Annotated in this window: 19 protein-coding genes; 5 read left to right on the top strand and 14 right to left on the bottom strand. The window is 42.7% G+C overall.

Annotation, left to right across the window (positions count from 1 at the left end; translation table 11 throughout):
* Positions 1-109: 109 nt before the first annotated feature.
* The 4 genes from tpx to dusA all read right to left on the bottom strand — a co-directional run bounded on the left by tpx (position 110) and on the right by dusA (position 3,228).
* On the bottom strand, positions 110-607 hold the full coding sequence (gene tpx, locus BGI33_RS01990) for a thiol peroxidase (protein WP_100089718.1): 498 nt from the start codon (positions 605-607) through the stop codon (positions 110-112).
* Between the two features lie 223 nt (positions 608-830).
* On the bottom strand, positions 831-1,328 hold the full coding sequence (locus BGI33_RS01995) for a dihydrofolate reductase (protein WP_100089719.1): 498 nt from the start codon (positions 1,326-1,328) through the stop codon (positions 831-833).
* Positions 1,325-2,119: a thymidylate synthase gene (locus tag BGI33_RS02000; RefSeq protein WP_100089746.1), complete on the bottom strand. Its 795-nt coding sequence runs from the start codon at positions 2,117-2,119 to the stop codon at positions 1,325-1,327. Before BGI33_RS02000 ends, BGI33_RS01995 begins: the two co-directional genes overlap by 4 nt.
* Positions 2,120-2,154: 35 nt before the next feature.
* Positions 2,155-3,228 carry a tRNA dihydrouridine(20/20a) synthase DusA gene (gene dusA, locus BGI33_RS02005; protein ID WP_100089720.1) on the bottom strand — a complete coding sequence of 358 codons (1,074 nt, stop codon included), beginning with the start codon at positions 3,226-3,228 and terminating at the stop codon, positions 2,155-2,157.
* A gap of 534 nt (positions 3,229-3,762) precedes the next feature.
* On the opposite strand from dusA, the gene BGI33_RS02010 reads away from it, so the two are divergent.
* The 4 genes from BGI33_RS02010 (at position 3,763) to BGI33_RS02025 (ending at position 6,319) form a co-directional block, all read left to right on the top strand.
* Positions 3,763-4,569, top strand: coding sequence for a pentapeptide repeat-containing protein (locus BGI33_RS02010; RefSeq protein WP_218965101.1), 807 nt, complete (start codon positions 3,763-3,765; stop codon positions 4,567-4,569).
* 2 nt (positions 4,570-4,571) lie between these two features.
* Positions 4,572-5,195, top strand: a complete 624-nt coding sequence (locus BGI33_RS02015) for a nucleotidyltransferase domain-containing protein (RefSeq protein WP_100089722.1) — start codon at positions 4,572-4,574, stop codon at positions 5,193-5,195.
* A gap of 5 nt (positions 5,196-5,200) precedes the next feature.
* The gene (locus tag BGI33_RS02020) at positions 5,201-5,500 is read left to right on the top strand and encodes a hypothetical protein (protein WP_100089723.1); all 300 of its coding nucleotides are present in this window, start codon (positions 5,201-5,203) and stop codon (positions 5,498-5,500) included.
* A 624-nt stretch (positions 5,501-6,124) separates the two neighbouring features.
* On the top strand, positions 6,125-6,319 hold the full coding sequence (locus BGI33_RS02025; RefSeq protein ID WP_100089724.1) for a CsbD family protein: 195 nt from the start codon (positions 6,125-6,127) through the stop codon (positions 6,317-6,319).
* A gap of 85 nt (positions 6,320-6,404) precedes the next feature.
* On the opposite strand, the gene BGI33_RS02030 is transcribed toward BGI33_RS02025, so the two are convergent.
* On the bottom strand, positions 6,405-6,968 hold the full coding sequence (locus tag BGI33_RS02030) for a hypothetical protein (RefSeq protein WP_100089725.1): 564 nt from the start codon (positions 6,966-6,968) through the stop codon (positions 6,405-6,407).
* A 1,159-nt stretch (positions 6,969-8,127) separates the two neighbouring features.
* Between BGI33_RS02030 and BGI33_RS02035 the strand changes: the two genes are divergently transcribed.
* Complete coding sequence (locus BGI33_RS02035) at positions 8,128-9,009, top strand: LysR family transcriptional regulator (RefSeq protein WP_100089726.1); 882 nt, start codon at positions 8,128-8,130, stop codon at positions 9,007-9,009.
* Between the two features lie 121 nt (positions 9,010-9,130).
* Here the strand turns inward: BGI33_RS02035 and BGI33_RS02040 are convergent, their stop codons facing one another.
* The 9 genes from BGI33_RS02040 to ilvB form a co-directional block, all read right to left on the bottom strand.
* Entirely contained in the window at positions 9,131-10,102 is a 972-nt protein-coding gene (locus BGI33_RS02040; protein ID WP_218965102.1) for an alpha/beta hydrolase, read from the bottom strand.
* Between the two features lie 135 nt (positions 10,103-10,237).
* Positions 10,238-11,434 (bottom strand): MFS transporter, encoded by a 1,197-nt coding sequence (locus tag BGI33_RS02045; protein WP_100089728.1) that lies wholly within the window; start codon positions 11,432-11,434, stop codon positions 10,238-10,240.
* A 487-nt stretch (positions 11,435-11,921) separates the two neighbouring features.
* Positions 11,922-13,487 carry a glutamine-hydrolyzing GMP synthase gene (gene guaA / locus BGI33_RS02050; RefSeq protein WP_100089729.1) on the bottom strand — a complete coding sequence of 522 codons (1,566 nt, stop codon included), beginning with the start codon at positions 13,485-13,487 and terminating at the stop codon, positions 11,922-11,924.
* A gap of 715 nt (positions 13,488-14,202) precedes the next feature.
* Positions 14,203-14,457, bottom strand: coding sequence for a hypothetical protein (locus BGI33_RS02060; RefSeq protein WP_100089731.1), 255 nt, complete (start codon positions 14,455-14,457; stop codon positions 14,203-14,205).
* Positions 14,458-14,773: 316 nt separating this feature from the next.
* Positions 14,774-15,220, bottom strand: coding sequence for an SsrA-binding protein SmpB (gene smpB, locus BGI33_RS02065; protein ID WP_100089732.1), 447 nt, complete (start codon positions 15,218-15,220; stop codon positions 14,774-14,776).
* 138 nt (positions 15,221-15,358) lie between these two features.
* The gene (locus BGI33_RS02070; protein ID WP_100089733.1) at positions 15,359-16,699 is read right to left on the bottom strand and encodes an MFS transporter; all 1,341 of its coding nucleotides are present in this window, start codon (positions 16,697-16,699) and stop codon (positions 15,359-15,361) included.
* 93 nt (positions 16,700-16,792) lie between these two features.
* Positions 16,793-17,809, bottom strand: a complete 1,017-nt coding sequence (gene ilvC / locus BGI33_RS02075) for a ketol-acid reductoisomerase (RefSeq protein WP_100089734.1) — start codon at positions 17,807-17,809, stop codon at positions 16,793-16,795.
* An 84-nt stretch (positions 17,810-17,893) separates the two neighbouring features.
* Positions 17,894-18,385, bottom strand: a complete 492-nt coding sequence (gene ilvN / locus BGI33_RS02080; protein WP_100089735.1) for an acetolactate synthase small subunit — start codon at positions 18,383-18,385, stop codon at positions 17,894-17,896.
* The gene (gene ilvB / locus BGI33_RS02085) at positions 18,382-20,154 is read right to left on the bottom strand and encodes a biosynthetic-type acetolactate synthase large subunit (RefSeq protein ID WP_100089736.1); all 1,773 of its coding nucleotides are present in this window, start codon (positions 20,152-20,154) and stop codon (positions 18,382-18,384) included. The genes ilvN and ilvB overlap by 4 nt, the downstream gene beginning before the upstream one ends.
* Between the last annotated feature and the right edge of the window lie 202 nt (positions 20,155-20,356).

The following is a 20,356-nucleotide window of genomic DNA, read 5'->3' on the forward strand; positions in this document are numbered from 1 at the left end:
GATATTTGCTATTTTTCTGAAGAGATTTTAACAAAGCTGCCAGCACAACAACATAGTTGGAAAGAAAAAAAGCGTTCAGATATCTGAACGCTTGTATGAGAAGGCTGTTTTACAGCACAGCTAATGCCTGCTCGTAATCCGGTTCAGTCGTGATTTCAGTCACTAGCTGGCTATGTAATACCTGATTGTTTTCATCCAGCACAATTACAGCGCGGGCACATAAGCCAGCCAAAGGGCCATTGCTCAGCTTAACACCGTATTGATCCTGAAATTCAGGATGGCGGAATGTAGATAAAGTTTTTACCTGATCCAACCCTTCAGCACCACAAAAACGTGCCTGAGCAAAAGGTAAATCAGCAGAAATACACAATACAACTGTATTGGACAGCTTGGCTGCGGCTGCATTGAAATGGCGTACTGACGCAGCACAAACACCTGTATCTACGCTGGGAAAAATATTCAGTACTTTGCGTTTGCCGGCGAAGTCTGCAAGTGATATTTCATTCAGGCTGGCATCGGTAAGGCTAAATGCCGGTGCCGTGCTGCCTGCTTGTGGAAACTGGCCGCCTACTTCTACGGGTGTACCTTGCAGGGTAACTGTACTCATGATTGTATCCTTTGATGTTTAATGTGGTTAATAAGGTGTAGGCTTATTGTGGGGGATTGGTGGGTAACTGTCAAAGTTTATCTATGCTGATTACAGTTGTTAAAACATCAGCGCATAAGCAGAGTTAATTAATGCAACTAGCCAGCAAGCATTGCTGTTACAGGTATTGCTGTATTCAGGCTGAATGCAAACCGGCTATTAGGAAAAATCTTTAGATAGAAGCTCAGCGTCGTACAAAATGCTGCAAATCATAAGCAATATTGTTTTTACTGCTGATATGACTGCTGCTTTCTGTTTGCTGCCATTCAGTGGCGTCAATTGTTGGAAAAAAGGTGTCACCCATTACGTTGACATGAATTCTGGTTAAGCGTAAATCTGTGGCCAGCGGCATCGCCTGAGCGTAAATTTGCGCTCCGCCCATGATGATGATTTCCGGGCAATCCATCAGTTGCTGAATCGCCTCTTCGATACTGTGACACAAAATAGCCCCACTGAATTGCTGCTCTTGCTGCCGGCTAATAACGTAGTTTGGCCGCCCCGGCAGCGGTTTCTTCGGCAGTGATTCCCAGGTTTTGCGCCCCATCACCACGGGCTTCCCCATGGTGTAATTTTTAAAAAATTCAAAATCTTCAGGTACGTGCCAAGGAATACGGTTGTTTTCACCGATACAGTTGTTGTCAGACAGTGCGGCGACTAAGGTAATTTTGTTGTGTTTATTCATACTGCTACAGGGGCTTTAATATGAGCATCCGGATGATAATCAGAAAGCGTGAAATCTTCAAACTGGAAAGAAAACAAGTCTTTAATCTCGGGATTAAGGTGCATTTGCGGCAGCTTTTTCGGGCTGCGGCTTAATTGCAGCTTCGCCTGTTCAAAGTGATTGCTGTATAGATGAGCATCACCCAGTGTATGAATAAATTCACCTACTTTTAAATCACATACCTGAGCAATCATCATTGTCAGCAAAGTATAGCTGGCAATATTAAATGGTACGCCCAGAAAAATATCCGCACTACGCTGATAAAGCTGGCACGACAGTTTGCCTTCGGCGACGTAAAACTGAAACAATGCATGACAGGGAGGCAAGGCCATTTCATCTACTAAAGCCGGATTCCATGCAGAAACAATCAGGCGGCGACTGTCCGGATTGGTTTTAATCTGTTGCAGCAGATTACTTATCTGATCGATATGACGGCCATCCGGAGCTGGCCAGCTACGCCACTGATAACCATATACTGGTCCCAGATTGCCATCGGCATCAGCCCACTCATCCCAGATAGAAACATTATGCTCGTGCAAGTAGCGGATATTGGTATCACCACGTAAAAACCACAATAATTCGTAAATAATAGAGCGTAAGTGCAGCTTTTTAGTAGTGAGCACAGGAAAGCCATCAGCCAGATTAAAGCGCATCTGATAACCAAATACTGAGCGGGTACCAGTGCCGGTACGGTCTGCCTTATCTACACCGTGGTCGAGCACGTGTTGCATTAAATCAAGATACTGTTGCATGCGGATTATCCAATACAAAATAGGGCAATTGTAGCTTAAATTGATACAGACTGGCTGATGCTGCTGTTTTTCACCGCCTGCCATGCTGCGGTAATCAGGCTGGCATTGTTATTTTTTAACAATGCAGCGTCGGATAACATGCGCCGCCACTGGCGTGCACCATGCAGCCCGTGCATCAGCCCCAGATAATGCCGTGCCATATGGCGTAAAGAATTATCTGGCTCAGCCAGTTGCTGCTGCGTATAGTCGATTAACTGCTCAACCAGCGCCTCATATTCAACGGTAGGCTGCCTGCTGCCATAAAATTCAGCATCCCAACTGCGCATCAGCATCGGATTATGATAAGCCTCGCGCCCAACCATCACACCATCTACATATTGCAGATGCTGGCTGATTTGTTCATTGGTGGTAACGCCACCATTAAGAATAATTTCCAGATCAGGAAATTCCTGTTTCAGACGATAAACATAATCATAACGCAGCGGCGGAATATCACGATTATCTTTGGGAGATAAACCCTCCAGCCATGCATTGCGCGCATGCACAATAAAAATACGGCAGGCTGTTTGCTCGCGTAATGTACCAACAAAATCGGCCAGCGGCTGGTAGGCTGTTTCTTTATCCAGTCCAATGCGGTGCTTGATGGTTACCGGAATGGATACAGCATCCTGCATCGCATTCAGACATTGCACTACCAGCGCAACTTCGCGCATCAGACAGGCACCAAAGGCACCTTGCTGTACCCGCGGGCTGGGGCAGCCACAGTTCAGATTGATTTCATTGTAAGCATAACCGGCGGCAATTTTTGCTGCCTGCGCCAAAGCTGCGGGATCACTGCCGCCTAGCTGCAAGGCAACAGGCTGCTCCTGTGGGTGATAAGCCAGTAATTTATCGCTATTACCATGAATGATTGCATTGGCATTAATCATTTCCGTATACAGCCATGCGTTTCTTGTAATTAGTCTGGCCATATACCGGTAGTGCCTGTCTGTCCAGTCTAACATGGGCGCCACAGACAAGGTTCTTTTTGGCTGAGGGCTGTTATCAGGCTGACAACCACTACCTTGTACAGAACCATCCGTACTGCTTAACTGCTTATTTTCTTGCATAATCCAGCATTCTTAAAACATCAGTGAAATCAAGCTGAGCCAGAAACTCAGCTCAGCATTCACTCTAATCATTTTCTCATAAAGCTAGATTATACATGGCTTAACTAAGCAGCTTACCTTTACTGCGTGCTAAAAATGAATCTTTGCATCAATCTCTAATTATTTATGCAGTTTAACGCAGCGGCATTTCAGACTTAATCAGCTTGATTTGTTTCCCTTGCTGTTTTTTCTTGAAATGATTTTGCAGCCATAATTTATGCAGTAATTCACACTGTGGGACTGAATAAATATTATTAATATAATTTAATACCTAAATCTTGTTTTAAGCTTGGGGTATTTACAAGAATGGACGGCAACCAAAAAGATTTAGTAATAGATCTTTGAAAAAACTTGTTTCAATTGAATAAATCGCTATAATTATAAATACAATTCTTAAATTTATTGAAATAAAATACCAAAAAGACATTATTAATTCATCTTTTATATAAAATATTTTACGTACTTACATATAGAATAGTTATAGAACATAGAATTATGAAGAATAGTGGTAGAGAAAAGCTGTCAGACAAAAAATTTGATAATTCGGTATGCGATGAAGATTTTACTAATAAATTGTTTGAAAGATTAGTTGCGTTGAGAATTGAGTTTAAAAATGTGGATTTTAGATATTGTATTTTTGACGCAGCTTACATAAGAAATTGTAGTTTTCGGGATTGTAATTTTACTGGTTGTAAATTTCTCAGTTGTAATCTAGTAGGTACAAGCTTTGAGGGTTGCAATTTTAATTATGCTATTTTTGAGAAAACTCAAATTGATAATGATATACTCGAAGTAGGCTGTCCTGGACCAGAGAATTTAAAACTTAAATTTGCACGTTCTTTACGATTAAATTATCAGCAAATAGGCGACTCTAAATCTGCTAACAAAGCAATGAGCATAGAATTGCAGGCCACTGGAGAACATCTTCACAAGGCATGGAGCTCTAAAGAGTCTTACTATAGGAATAAATATCAGGGAATTAAACGTTTCAAGGTATTTAGTGAGTGGTTAGAATTTAAGTTATTGGATATAATATGGGGAAATGGTGAATCTGCGTGGAAATTATGTCGAGCTGTTCTAGTGGTTCTATTCATTATTTCTTTAATTCATAATATTGGCTTTGGTGATCCAACACTAGTCAAATCATATTTCGAAGCATTGCTTATCTCACCACAATTGTTTTTAGGAATAGACAAACCTTCCACATATCCAAAGTTATATTTGTCCGCTATTTTTCTTATTAGATTGATTATGTTTGGTTTCTTTATGTCTATATTAATTAAGCGTTTTAATAGGCGGTGAGTATGCATATCTATGCATTCGGATCCATTTGCCGAGGTGAGGTCGATTTATTTTCCGATATAGATCTACTTGCTATCGTTAATGGCAGAAATCATAGCTTTAATCCTAAAAATTATTCTATTTATACATATGCGCGGATAAATGAACTTTGGGAACAAGGAAACCCCTTTGCTTGGCATCTTTTTTTAGAGTCTAGACTAATCTATTCATCAGATAGTTCTGACTATTTACGAAACTTAAGGGAACCAAATATTTATAATTCAGGTTTATCTGATTGTAAGAAATTTCATGAAATATTTTTATCCGCTAAAAATTCAATTGAAAAGTCAAATCTTACTGAAATATTTGATTTATCGTCAATATTTCTAGCAGTAAGAAATTTTGCAACATGTTACACTTTACACATTAATGTAAAACCTGACTTTTCGCGAAATTCCGCTCGTAATTTAGGGGTTCACAGCATACCCATTGACGATTATATTTATGAATTACTTGAACGAGCTAGAATACTTTGCACAAGAGGCTTAGGTGAACTTCTAAGTAATTATGAAATTGGAAAAGCAAAGCAAGAATTAAATAAAATTGAATTTTGGATGAAAGAAAAAATTAGCATGCTAGCAAAGTGATTGTTATGAATGAGTTTAACAATAGAATAACAGCTCAGAGAAAAGCGTTAAAAATAGTAAACGGATCGGGACTTTTTTTTGAACCTTTATTAAGTTTGACAGAAAAGGCTATTGATAGATGGTCTAATAATAATAGGATTGATAATCGTAATCAATTGGTTATGTTGCTCAAATCAATTTCAGAAAATTTATTTTTTTTGGCCAATAAAAGCCAAGAGCAAGTAACTGAAGATTACAAAATTCTATCTGAAAAGGTAAATAACCAATTGTTAAAATTGAAGCATGAGTTAGAAAATAGGAGATAGCCAAATACTGGTTTCTGAAATCAACACAAAAATGTTACTTATTTAATTTGCCTCCGGTAGAATTTGACAAATGGTACCCCATAATTTTGTTGCTTGAATATGTGTTGCCATTCCAGTTTTTTATATATAAACCCTAATTCAAATTGAGCATTTGCATATTTTTATTTCCATCATTACGTGTAACTTGACGGTATTGCTTAATTAACGCATCAATATTTCATTTTCCATTACTAATCCTGTTTTAGCGGGTTTCAGGTTTTTGTTACTGTACTTTAGGTTATTGACTTATCTTGTTTAAATTTAACGAATAATTATATTTAAAAACTGTCTTAAATAAAACAGCATATGACAATTGTTGAGATAGCAGATTTTATCTTGCCTGAGATAAAACACTGTAGCGTGGCGATTACTAATATGTAGTTATATACATAAGTATCTGTTTAAGTTAATTAATTCTATGATTTGCTTGTTTTGCTATGATATTTGTAATTAGCTGCAAAAGTGGGCTTTAGCCATTGCAGACGGATGATTGTCTCTCTATGATAAGTTTTTGAAGGATAAGAATTTAGCAGTAGTTTAATTTAATGCTGTTGTAAACAGTAAACAGACAGAATGGAGATGGTTATGAGTGATAATGGATTCGTTGATAAAGCCAAAGGCGAAGTAAAAGAAAATGTTGGTAAGGTAGTTGGTGATACTAAAACCCAGTCTGAGGGTATGGTGGATAAGGCTGTTGGTGGTGTAAAAGACGCCGTTCATGATGTATCTAATGCGATAGATGGCGCTGTTGATTCGATTAAGAAAAAATTTCAGGATTAATATCTGAAATGATAAATAAGCCGCTCAATAAGAGCGGCTTATTGGTGATGGGCTTAAATATTTTAATTGATGGTTTATTATCAATTTATTTCTGCTCCAGAGCTAATCCTTTTATTAAATCTGGATATTGATTAATGATTTTTTCAGTGGCATCCATAACAATTCGATTACGATACAGGATTAAGCTGATAAAAATCAGATCGATTCCAATCATGGTACCAAAAGCATAAGAAAATATTGCTGAACCGATACTTGAACTCAAAATAGATAGCATTAGTGATAGCAATATGGCCAGAATGAATATAAAAATAATTGACCGTGCTGTGCTGCTCATAAGTCTTTTTAGCCGTAAATTTTTTTTCTTGCTTTTGTTTTTCAGTGAAAAGGGATTATGATAACAATAATTTAAATCGTTTTTATTCCATATAACTCGTCTGAGGCCTTTATGGTGAACTCCTTGCGCCACATAAAGATTGAATAAAAGCTCTATATCATCACTATAATTTTCTTCCCAAAAATCTATTTGGCTTAAATCCAGATACTTTAAATAGGGTACTGACATTAATGCCAGCTTTCTTTCCTTGAGGTTGGCATTTTTGTCATTAAGCTCTTTTCTGGTTGTTACTAAATACTCTGCAATTTTTTTCATATCGTCTTCAGACGGAATAAATTGTTGTAAGAAAAATTCACGGATACAACTCAAAGAAAATATTAATATTAAAAATTTGATTATTGAAATAATATCCGTTTTAAACTTTCCGCTTAGCTAGATATTGATTTATGCTTACGTGATTTAACTTTAAAACAATAAGTTATTTTTTTGTCAAAGATTATATTGATTTAGAGTGGGTTTATTTTGAAATTTGTGTGCATTGATTAACAGATTGCCAATCACACTCGCGGCTACGAATGCCAACAGATAAATGGCAATCTGATTGGTAGAAATGGCTATTTGTTTGGCCAGAAAATTTCTATATGAGTAAGGTAGCAAAGTGAGCGATGATGGCCGCAGAAGCAATCATATATACGAATTAAGTGTTTAAGGTGAATAACCGTTGCAGACTTGCTTTTGTCCCAATCAGGCAGTGCCGCATGGCGGGCAGGGCAAAAGCCTGAATAATTGCGGCAATAGCTCAGTAGTAAAAGAATAAGCATCCGTCTATGGCGCTGCTGATTTAATTAAGAATTATGCAGTATATTATGTACGGGATAATATCAATATCTGGTGCTTAGGCGTACTTGGATTTGGTCTGTATGCTGCTCAAGCTATCTGCAAGGCAAACCGGCGGGCAGGGAAGATGCTAAGTTTAAGGAGGCTGATTTTGTTGGCTGGTCTGAGACGCATGAGTACCTGCCAGCAGCACAATGGTTAGAAAAAATAGTCATCAGAAATTCTGCTGCCTGACAGCCAGTAGGATATCTATGCATAGTTGTGCTGTTGAAGCTAGTATCGGGATGGAGGTATTAACGCATTTTATTGCTTTAACTAAAATCTGGTTTGTGTGCGTAATGATATTGGCTGTAATTAATCTCTCTGGCTGGTTATCTGTGCTGACTTTGTTTATTTGCGAAGAATAAGGGGTGTGGCTGATTTTTTTGGTAAATTATTGATAGAAAATGAGCAATGGCTTTGCTGGATAATTTTGTTAGGATAGTCGGGTTTGATTTTAAGCTGATGTGCTTGCAATAATATTTTGTGGCAGTCTGATTTTATAGATAGGATTGATGGCCAGTTAAATGATGGTTTAAAAGAAATAAATATTCTGCTTAGAGGGTAATTTGGTCATGGAGTTAGGAGGGGTGAACGGGTGGATATTAAGATTTTACGCTATTTTCTGGCGCTGGCTAAACAGGAAAGTGTGACTGCTGCGGCCGATTATTTGCATATTACTCAGCCAACGCTGTCGCGCCAGCTTATGGAGCTGGAAGAGGAGCTGGGGCGTAAGCTGTTTATCCGTGGCAGCCGGAAAATTATGCTGACTGAAGACGGCATGCATTTGCGCCAGCGTGCTGAGGAAATTCTTGAGCTGGTGCACAAAACTGAAGCTGAATTTCATAAGTCTGATAAAACGCTTAGTGGTGATATTTATATTGGCTGTGGTGAAACAGATGCTTTAAGGCCGGTAGTAAAGGTGATTAAGGCGATGCAGTTGGATTATCCGCATATTCGTATTCATATTTACAGTGGTAATGCGAATGATGTGACGGAACGGATTGATAAGGGCTTACTTGATTTCGGGGTGTTGATTGATCCTGCTTATCTGGAGAATTATGAATCTTTGTGTCTGCCGCAGAAAGATAGATGGGGGGTATTGATGAGAAAGGATGATGAACTGGCTGAGCGTGAGTTTATCCGGCCGGAAGATTTATGGAACCTGCCGCTGATTATGTCGAGACAGAAGTATGTGAGTGATAGTATAGCCAGATGGATAAAAAGGGATTATGACAAGCTTGATGTGGTTGCTACGTATAATCTGATTTTTAATGCGGCGTTGCTGGTGGAACAGAATGTGGGCTATGCGCTGTGTCTGGACAAGCTTATTAATACGACTGGGGAAAGTATGTTTTGTTTCAGGCCACTGGAGCCGCTGCTGGAAGTTGATGTGAATGTTGTCTGGAAAAGATATCAGTTATTTTCGCGGGTTTCTGCTCTGTTTTTGCAACGCTTGAAGGCAAGTTTTTGTGTTTAGTGGTGGAATCTGCGCTTAGTTTTTGTAAGGCTATACCTGCACGCATAAGCTAAGCTTATGGTGCAGGTAGGAAGAGATATTTTTAAACATTGATGTTATGTTTTTTTGTCATGCTGTGGTGTTAATGCAGATTTGCCTTAAAGAATGAAACCAATTTGTCAAATGGAATCAGGTTGACGCGGTCGTACAGATCAACGTGTCCCGCATTTTTGACATAGTAAAGTTCTTTAGGCTCGGCTGCACGACGGTAAGCATCTTCGCTGAATTCTTTGGAATGGGCTTTATCACCGGTGATAAATAATAATGGTCGCGGAGATATGGTTTCTATGTCGTTGAAGGGGTAGAAGTTCATGAATTTGGGGTTGCTGGTCAAGGTGGGATGAGTGGTTAATTCAGGTTGAGAGCCAGCCGGGGTAAATTCGCCACGCGCGGTGCGGTAAAAATCATAAAATTCATGTGCAATTGGGCTGTCTTTGGCGGTAATTTGCCCTTTATTGATGGTGCCACCGGTATATAAAGTTTTACCGCCGGTAAATTCTATGTAACGCTGTTCTGCTGCTTGCTGAAGAATTTGTTTTCTCTGTTGCAGGGTGAGTGAATGATTGAGGCCATTGCGACTTGCGGCACCCATGTCGTACATGCTGACTGTGGCGATGGCTTTGAAACGCGGGTCGATTTTGGCGGCGCTGATGGCAAAACTGCCACTGCCACAAATGCCGATTACGCCTATGTTGTTGCGGTCTACAAAAGGCTGGGTACCTAAAAAATCTACAGCGGCACTGAAATCCTCGCTGTACACGTCGGGCAATACGGCATTGCGTGGTTGTCCTTCGCTTTCACCCCAGTATGATAAGTCGATTGCCAGTGTGACAAAGCCCTGTTCGGCCATTTTGGTGGCGTATAAATTGGCGCTTTGTTCTTTTACTGCGCCCATGGGATGGCCGACAATGATGGCTGGGTATTTTGTGTTTGCTGCTAATGTTTTCGGTGTAAACAGGTTGCCAGCCACTTTCATTTTATACTGATTGAGAAAGTTGACTTTCTGCATGGTTATTTGTTTGCTTTGATAAAAGTTATCTGCGTTGTTTGACATATTGGCTCCGATTGATAGTGGGGGAAACAGTCCGAAAAAACTGAGACATATGGTTATAAAAATTTTCTTTTTGAGATAAAGACTGATGTTTTGCATGATTGGGAAGTCTCTTTGTTGAATCTGGTGAAGAATAATTTATGAAAAGGGTTTAGCTGTTGTGCGGGTATATAGTGCAAAGCTGGTTTTCATGAGTAGTAGTGCTACGATAAAAATTAATGCGGAACTTAAGAAAATTCCCGCTATGCCCTGATGGTCATAGATGATGCCGCCTACGGCCGCAGCTAAGCCGATGGCAAATTGTATGGCTGCCACAGACAGGCCGCCCATCATTTCGGCTTTGTTGGCCAATGTAATGGCTATCCATGTTGACCAGCCGACAGGCAGAAAACCAAACATGAAACCCCATGCAACAATAAGTGCTGAATCGGTGGCCGGATTGTTATGGCTGAATAGTAATGTGACGGCCAGAATAAATAAAATGATGTGGCTGATTATCATGCTTGGTTTAAAGTGTTTATGCATTATCCATCCGGCGATAATGGTGCCGGCAAAATTGCCGATGCCGAAAATCAATAACAGTATGGATAAGGTATTAGCTGGCAGGGCAAGGGTATGTTGCAGAAAAGGTCTTAAGTAGGTGAAGAAAATATGATATCCGCCATAGCTGAATATGGTGGCCAGTATTCCGGTGGCTACCCATGGCTGTTTTAAGAGTAAGAGCATTTGTTTGAAGTTGCTATCTGCTTGCGCCGGTAGGGAGGGTAAGGAGAAGAATTGCCAGATAAATGCGGCAAGGCCTAAAAGTGCGGTGAGCAGGAAGATGCTTCTCCAGCCGATGATGTTGCCCAGATAACTGGCCAATGGCAGGGAAATGATGGTGGCCACGGATACGCCGGCGTAGACAATGCTGAGTGCACGCGAAACCTCTTTTTCTGGTACCAGTTGTATGGTTACGGCGGATGCTAGTGACCAGAAGCTGCCGACACACAGTCCTAATAGGCAACGTCCGCTAAGCAATAGAATATAGTTTGGGGCAAAGGCAATTAATGTATTTGCTGCTATTAACATGGCAGACATGATTAATAAGACTGTGCGCCTGTTGGTGGTTTGGGCTACTGATGAAAGGAAGAGGCTGGCTATTACGGCAAAAATACCTACAGCGGTAACAGTTTGCCCTGCCATGCCTTCAGTGATGTTCAGGGATTTGGCTATTGGTGTAAGCAGGCTAATCGGGACAAATTCGGCGCTGATGAGGCTGGTAACGCCCATAAATAATGAGAAAACGGCAGACCAGTGTGCTGTTGCTGGTGGCTGATGGGTTTGCTGCTGCATTGTTGCTGAGTCTCCGTTATCTGGTTTGCACAATTGATGTGGTATTCATTTTTTAGAGTTGTGTAGGTATTTACTATGTTTTTTGTGGATGTTTTATTGACTGATTGATACTTTCATGCTGTTTTGAAAAGTATAAGTAGCTAAAATTTCTATGTAAAATACTTATACTTTATGGCAATTAATGCCTGAAAAGCATGGTTTGGTGACTTTTTAAGGATGATATGTACTGAAATTTGCTTGGGGAGTGAAGTAAATGCTGGCTTTAGATGGCGAAGATAAGTTAGTGAAAAATGATAGATGATGCAATTTGCTTGTAGTTGGAAATCAGATTTAGTATGAAAGTATTGCTGTTGTTTTTCTGAAAAATGTGTTTTTTTATTGCTGGTGGCAGGAATAAGCAGGGTTTTGGGGCTAGAGGATGCTGAAAAAGAAAAAGCCCTGTGGTGAACAAGGCTTTTTGGTTTGCGTTAATATGGTGTGTGCGCTGTTATTCCCACTCAATGGTAGCAGGTGGTTTGCCGCTGACATCGTAAACCACGCGGTTGATGCCGCGGACTTCGTTGATGATGCGGTTGGAAACGCGGCCAAGTAAATCGTACGGCAGGTGTGCCCAGTGGGCAGTCATGAAGTCGCTGGTAATAACTGCACGCAAGGCTACTACGTATTCGTAGGTGCGGCCGTCTCCCATGACGCCTACGGATTTTACTGGCAGGAAAACGGCAAATGCCTGACTGGTTTTGTCGTACCAGGATAGGCCATCTTCATCACAGGTGTTGCGCAATTCTTCGATAAAGATGTGGTCGGCACGACGCAGTAAGTCGGCATACTCGCGTTTAACTTCGCCCAGAATACGCACGCCCAGACCGGGGCCGGGGAAGGGATGACGGTATACCATGTCGCGTGGTAGTCCCAGAGCTACACCTAGTTCGCGCACTTCGTCTTTGAAGAGGTCGCGCAGTGGCTCCAGCAGTTGCAGATTGAGTGTTTCCGGCAGGCCGCCTACGTTGTGATGGCTTTTGATGGCATGCGCTTTTTTGGTTTTGGCGCCGGCGCTTTCAATTACATCAGGGTAGATGGTGCCTTGTGCCAGCCATTTGGCGTTTTGGCGTTTGCCGGCTTCGCGCTGGAAAACTTCAACAAATTCGGCACCGATGATTTTGCGTTTGCGTTCGGGGTCGGTTTCGCCGGCAAGTTTTTCGAGGAAGTCGACAGAAGCATCGACGTGAATTACGTTTACGCCAAGGTTTTTGCCGAACATGTCCATAACCATTTGCGCTTCCTGATAGCGCAACAGGCCATGATCAACGAAAACGCAGGTAAGCTGGTCGCCGATGGCACGGTGAATCAGGGCTGCGGCTACGGATGAATCCACGCCACCGGAAAGACCCAGAATAACTTCATCGTTACCTACCTGTTCGCGAATTTTGGTAATGGCTTCTTCGATGTAGTTTGGCATTGTCCAGCTTGGTTTGGCCTGACAGATGTCCAGTACAAAGCGGTTGATTAGTTCGCGCCCTTGTTTGGTATGGGTAACTTCGGGGTGAAACTGTACGCCATAGAAGTGTTTTTGTGGATTTTCGATGATGGCATAAGGGCAGCTAGGGGTATGGCCAATGCTTTTGAAGCCTTCTGGCAGTTTGCTTACTTTGTCGCCATGGCTCATCCATACATCCAGTGTGTTGGGCTGGTTGTCAAAAATACCATTGGTAAACTGGCTGTCTTCTGTATGTACCTGAGCATAACCGAATTCGCGCTGGTCGCCACCGCTGACTTCACCACCCATGGTGTGTGCCAGCCATTGCATGCCATAGCAGATGCCAAGAATGGGGATACCCAGATTAAGGATTTCTGGATCGGCCTGATAGTCTGATTCGTATACTGAATTGGGGCCGCCAGACAGGATAATGCCTTTGGGGGCGAATGCCTTGATGTCGGCAATGGGCATGTCGAATGAATGTAATTCACAATAAACATGAGCTTCACGTACGCGCCGGGCGATGAGCTGGGTTACTTGTGAACCAAAATCGAGAATTAAGATTTTATCCTGATTCATGCTAGGCTCTTGACAGGTGTTTGAGTATGAAGCGAGTTATTTTAACACTTTTCTGTTTTTATTTCTGCAAGTGCTCTGTATGGGGAAAACTAATATTGTGAAAAATAGGCTATCTATCTGGATAAGATGATTAATGTATTTGTTTTATGGCTGCTGTTATTTAGTTTTGCTGTTTTGTGGGTTGCATACTTTTATGATTTTTATTCAGCTTCTTTTTTCGATTTTGTGCCAGAAATTTCAGGATATTGCTAAGCCGGTTCTGATAGTCATTATTTAATGTATTATTAAAAGTGCTTTTGCCAGGCTCTATATAGAAATGAATTTTTTTGTTAATGATGGGTTTAGGTGTAGATGTCATGTAGAATTCATTGGTGTTAACTTCTCCATTCGGTCCGTTAGTTGTTCTGATAAAGTTGATTGATTACAGATAGCAAATAAGTAGCTATTGCCGCTAATAAAAATATTGCCAAGCTGGAATTTTCATTATTTGTTTGGGTTACTAGCCCACAAAGCAGGGATATTAAAGCATTCACTCCGGCAAAAAAAACAGCTAAATGCTTGTGTAAACTATTGAATCACATCGCCATTCCTGCATGATTTTTAAGTCTTTGGGTTGATAGCTCATGCTATTGCTGAATGTTATTTTTTCCAATAAAAACTAGCTATAAATTATTGACGAGGAAATGCTATTATTTTATTGATAATGCAGCCGGATTTATCGGCATTTGCGCGGGCTTTCACCTTTTAGCTCTTCGTTGGTGCGGAGGTCGTAAATACGAATAGTAGCTTTGGGAAAGGATGCACATAGGGAATTTTTAACGGTGTAGATGCCGGTGCCATGTGCCAGCAATTTCATTTTAGGTAATAAATCTTTACCATTTTCATCTTGGGCAGTAAGGCGATAATCTCCGTTGATTGTTATACAGCCGCTTAATAATAGTAGCCCTAAAAGATAAGCAGTTTTTTTCATCGCTAATTTCTCTTTTTTGTTATTGAAAACAATGGTTATATTGTACTTTTAAGTTTTAAATATAACATATTTTAGTAGGTGTCTGTTTAGTTAAATTTGCAGGAATGTGGTATGGGGTGGATGAGTAGGTAATGATGTACTTTTTAATTTATTTTGAGTTGTTTTTTTGTTTTGGCTTTTCTGGCAGTTATTGATGGCTTTTATTTTATGGATCAAATGGATGGGATTGCGATTATCAATCGGATTTAAATTTTATTAAAAAGGGAAATTGAAAAATATCAATTTCCCTTTTTAATATTTTATGATTTGGCATGAGTTAGCGAGCCTGTTTTATTAGCCGTTGTTTTTCACGGTTCCAGTCTTTTTCTTTGCTGCTCTGGCGTTTGTCGTGCTGTTTTTTACCTTTGGCTAAGCCCATGTCGATTTTGACATAGCCATGGCTGTAATGCATGTTGACGGGGACGAGGGTATAGCCACTGCGTTCTACTTTGCCAATCAGTTTGTTGATTTGAGATTGATTCAGTAGAAGTTTCCGCTGGCGTACCGGATCGGGCTTGACGTGATCGGAGGCGGTAGGCAATGCAGTGATGTGGCTGCCGACTAAGTAGAAGGCACCTTTTTTCCACTGGATATAGCTTTCCTTGATTTGCACCCGGCCTGCACGAATGGCTTTGACTTCCCAGCCTTCCAGAACGATGCCGGCTTCTATCTGTTCTTCAATAAAGTAATCGTGAAAGGCTTTTTTATTGTTGATAATGCTCATATTGGTTTTCTGTTACGTTGTATTTTTGTGTCTATTTTAGCAGAAAGAATGGGCAATGGAGACAGATTACTAATAAAGCTGATGGGAATAGATGGAATAAATAAAAAACCGATTGGGTTAATCGGTTTTTTATCTGTTTTAGTTTTCGATTTCCTGTCGATGGGTTTCGGGTAGTAGCAGGACGGCGAGCATGCTAAGCAGGCAGGAAACGATCAGAAACCAGCCAACATACACGGTACCCTGTAAGCTGTATTCTTTAACTAGCCATGCGGCGGTAAAGGGTGTGAGTGAACCACCCAGGATGCCGCCGAAGCTGAAAGATATGGCTGCGCCAGTATATCGTACGTTAGTAGGAAATATTTCCGGTAAAAAGGCAGCTAGTGGTGTCCATAGAATGCCCATAACAAATAAGGAAAAGGACAGAAATATGGCGGCAACAGCAGTACTGTCACAATTGATTAAATCACCGTAGAAGTAACCGATTATTACGGTTAGGATGCCACCGATTAAAAATATCGGACGGCGGCCGATTTTATCGGAAAGCCATGCTGAGACGGGCGAACCTAAAGCCATAAATACTATGGCACCCATCAGGATGAATAGGTAGTCAATTTTGTTGAACAGTGCTGCGCTTTGCCATGGATGCTGTGTGGTAGCATATTGCAGGGAAAATACAGTAGACAGAAAAAACAGGGTAAAGCATGACATGGCCGCCAGTGAACCAAGGATAAGCTGTTTGTAATGCTTACGGACGGTATCAGCCAGCGGCACTTTTACTGCATTCTGTTTGGCAACCATGCTGCGAAAGGCATTGCTTTCAATAATGGACATGCGGACATACATGCCAAGGCCAACTAGCACTATGCTCAGCAGAAAGGGAATACGCCAGCCCCAAGCCATCATTTGTTCGTTGCTCAGGCTTTTGGACAGAATAATGAATATCAGGCTGGCGGTAATAAAGCCGATAGGAGGCCCGATTTGTGGGAACATGGCGAAGAGGGCGCGTTTACCTTTGGGAGCGTTTTCGGTAGCCAGTAAGGCGGCACCGCCCCATTCGCCACCCAGCCCAAGCCCCTGACAGAAGCGCAGGATGCATAAGCAAATTGGTGCAAAGATGCCAGCTTGTTGGTAGGTTGGCAGAAAGCCAATCAGGGTGGTGCTGATGCCCATTATCAGTAAGGATGCAATCAGGGTGGTTTTGCGGCCGACTTTGTCGCCGAAATGGCCGAACAGTGCTGCACCAATGGGGCGGGCGATAAAGGCGATGCCGAAGGTCAGAAATGAGTGCATGACGGCAAGTGCCGGATCCTTGTTTGCAAAAAACAAGGTATCCAGTACCAGTGCGGCGGCCAGACCGTATATGTAGAAGTCGTAAAATTCTACGGCTGTACCTACCAGACTGGCAACGGCAACTTTAGTAGGGGAATTTTGGGTGATTTGAGGTGCAGATTCGGGCTGCGATGCGGGTGTGTTAGTCATAATTTTTCTTGGATTCAGGGTTGAAAAAAGCTTGTATATGAAAATGCATACACAAGCTTTTTGTTTGGGTACAAGCTGACTTAGACAGCTAAATTAGTTTTTGTCCTGATCAACCAGTTTGTTTTTGGCAATCCATGGCATCATGCTGCGTAGCTGGTTACCGACAATTTCAATCGGATGCTCGGCATTCTGACGGCGACGGGCAGTCATGGACGGGTAGTTGGTAGCACCTTCCACGATAAAGGATTTGGCATAGTCGCCGTTTTGAATGCGTTTTAATGCTTCACGCATTGCCTGACGTGAATGTTCATTTACTACTTGCGGGCCGGTGAAGTATTCACCGTATTCTGCATTGTTGGAAATGGAGTAGTTCATGTTGGCAATGCCGCCTTCGTAGATTAAGTCTACGATTAATTTCATTTCGTGCAGGCATTCAAAGTAAGCCATTTCGGGGGCATAGCCGGCTTCTACCAGTGTTTCAAAACCGGTTTTGATTAATTCAACCAGCCCGCCGCACAATACGGCCTGTTCGCCGAAGAGGTCGGTTTCGGTTTCTTCTTTGAAGGTAGTCTGGATAACGCCGCCTTTGGTACCGCCGTTGGCTGCTGCATAGGATAAGGCGATGTCACGGGCACGACCGGTTGCATCCTGATGTACGGCAATCAGGCTGGGTACGCCGCCACCTTTGAGAAATTCGCTGCGCACGGTGTGACCGGGGCCCTTGGGGGCAATCATGACTACGTCGAGATTTTTAGCCGGAATAATCTGGTTGTAATGGATATTGAAGCCATGGGCAAAGGCTAGGGTGGCATTGTCTTTCAGGTTGGGGGCAATTTCATTTACATATACTGCCGGTTGAAATTCATCCGGGGTAAGAATCATGACTACATCCGCCGCTTTGGTGGCTTCGGCCACTTCACGTACGTCATGGCCGGCATTTTCTGCTTTGTGCCATGAGTTACCGTTTTTGCGTAAGCCTACGATTACGTTTACACCTGAATCTTTCAGGTTGGCAGCATGGGCATGACCCTGTGAGCCATAACCAATAATGGCTACGGTTTTGCCTTTGATTAATGACAGGTCGGCGTCTTTATCATAATAAACTTGCATGGTTATTCCTTTGGTTTAATGCTTTGATTCTATAATTGGTGTTCGGGTATGGCTTTAAGCCGGTAATTTTGTCAGCGTGTCTGATTAAATACGTAACATGCGCTCACCGCGGCCTATGCCGGCTGCACCGGTGCGAACTGTTTCCAGAATCAGTGTTTTGCCCACGGTATCCAGAAAGGCATCAAGTTTGTTGCTGGTGCCGGTGATTTCTACGGTGTAGGTTTTATCGGTAACATCGATGATGTGGCCGCGGAAAATATCAGCCAGACGCAGTACTTCATCGCGGTCTTTGCCGGTGGCGCGCAGCTTGACCAGCATTAATTCGCGTTCGACGTATTGGCTGTCATTGAGGTCGATTACTTTGATGACTTCAATCAGTTTGTTTAGCTGTTTGGTTATCTGCTCCATGACCAGATCGTTACCGCTGGTGACGATTGTCATGCGTGACAGGGTTTTGTCTTCTGTGGGCGATACCGACAGAGAATCGATGTTGTAGGCACGGGCTGAAAACAGGCCAACAATGCGGCTCATGGCACCAGATTGGTTTTCCATCAGAATAGATAAAATGTGTCTCATGATGCACTCCGGCTATTCTGTTCGCGGTCACTGCCTGCGGTAGTTGGGGGGGGACTCATATGCGGTGGTAATACCATTTCGTCCAGTCCTTTGCCATTGCCTACCATCGGGTAGACATTCTGGGTACGGTCGGTAATGAAGTCCATGAATACCAGCCGGTCTTTCAGGGCAATGGCTTCTTTCAGGGCACCTTCTATGTCGGCTGCTTTTTCAACCCGGATACCGATATGGCCGTAGGCTTCGGCCAGTTTGACAAAGTCGGGCAGTGATTCCATATAGGTTTCGGAGTAGCGGTTTTCGTAGTACAGCTCCTGCCACTGGCGAACCATGCCGAGAAAGCCGTTATTCAGGTTGATTACTTTGATGGGCAGGCGATACTGGTAACAGGTAGACAGTTCCTGAATGTTCATTTGAATGGAACCTTCACCGGTGATACAGAATACGTCTTCCTCTGGTCTGGCCAGTTTGGCACCCATGGCATAAGGCAGGCCTACGCCCATGGTGCCCAGTCCGCCGGAATTGAGCCACTGGCGCGGCCGCTGAAACGGGTAGTACTGCGCAGTGAACATCTGATGCTGGCCGACATCGGAGGTAATGAGGGCATTGTTGCCGGTAAGTCTGGCTAATGTCTGGATTACCTGTTGCGGCGTGATGGATCCGCCTGTGCTGTCAAACCACAGGCTGTTATAGCTGCGCCAGTTTTCGATGGTTTTCCACCATCTTTCCAGTGCATTGCTGTTGAAAGCCAGATTCTGCTTCTGCCACAGGGCGAGTAAATCAGCAAGAACGTTTTTTACATCGCCAACAATCGGCACATCTACTTTAACGCGTTTGGCAATGCTGGAGGGGTCGATATCGATATGGATGATTTTTTTGCCATCATCGGTAAATTTGTCTGGTACAGAGACAACGCGGTCATCGAAGCGTGCGCCCACGGCCAGTACAACATCTGCGTTCTGCAAGGCCAGATTGCCTTCATAGCAGCCATGCATGCCTACCATGCCCAGAAACTGACGATTGGTGCTGGGGAATGCGCCCAATCCCATCAGGGTGGATACACAGGGTGTGCCGGTAGACTGGATGAAGTCAGTGAGGACATTGCTGGCATTGCCCAGTATCACGCCGCCACCAAACAGAATAATCGGGCGTTTGGCCGCAGCCATTACCTGTGCTGCTTTTTTTATCTGGCCGGTGTGCCCGTGGGTAACGGGCTGATAGGAGCGGATATTGATGTCTTCCTGTGGATAGCTGAATTTTGCCATTGCCTGTGTGACATCTTTAGGTACATCGATAACCACTACTCCGGGCCGGCCGGTACGGGCAAGCTGGAATGCTTTTTTTACGGTCTCGGCCAGTTCGCTGACGTGTGTTACCAGAAAATTATGTTTCACGCAGGGGCGGGAAATGCCAACGGTATCTACTTCCTGAAAGGCATCGGAACCAATGGCAGGTGTGCCAACCTGACCGGAAATAACCACGAGGGGTACTGAGTCGGAATTGGCTGTGGCAATACCGGTAATGGCATTAGTGGCACCCGGGCCGGATGTGACCAGTGCTACGCCGATTTTTTCACCATTACTGGCACGTGAATAGGCATCGGCAGCGTGAACTGCGGCCTGTTCGTGTCTGACCAGTATGTGGCGAAATTTTTTTAACTGGAAGATGGCGTCGTAAATTTCGAGAACTGCTCCGCCGGGATATCCGAAAACATATTCTACATTCTCGGCTTTGAGACTCTGCACGAGTATTTGTGCACCTGAAAGTTGCATATCAACCTCTTATGTTCTAGTAGTCCGACTGACACGTTGTCAATGCATCTTCATCCGGTAAGATTTAATAGATGTAAACAGCGATTTTGGGTACGCGAATATACCTATTGTGATGGACTGTTGGCTCTGCGTCAGATAGTCGGATTAGCAGGTTTGGGTTAGCTAAATGAGTGTTTACGATAAATCAGGTATGGGTGTTAAG

The organism is Snodgrassella alvi (assembly GCF_002777425.1).
Taxonomy (GTDB): Bacteria; Pseudomonadota; Gammaproteobacteria; order Burkholderiales; family Neisseriaceae; genus Snodgrassella; species Snodgrassella alvi_B.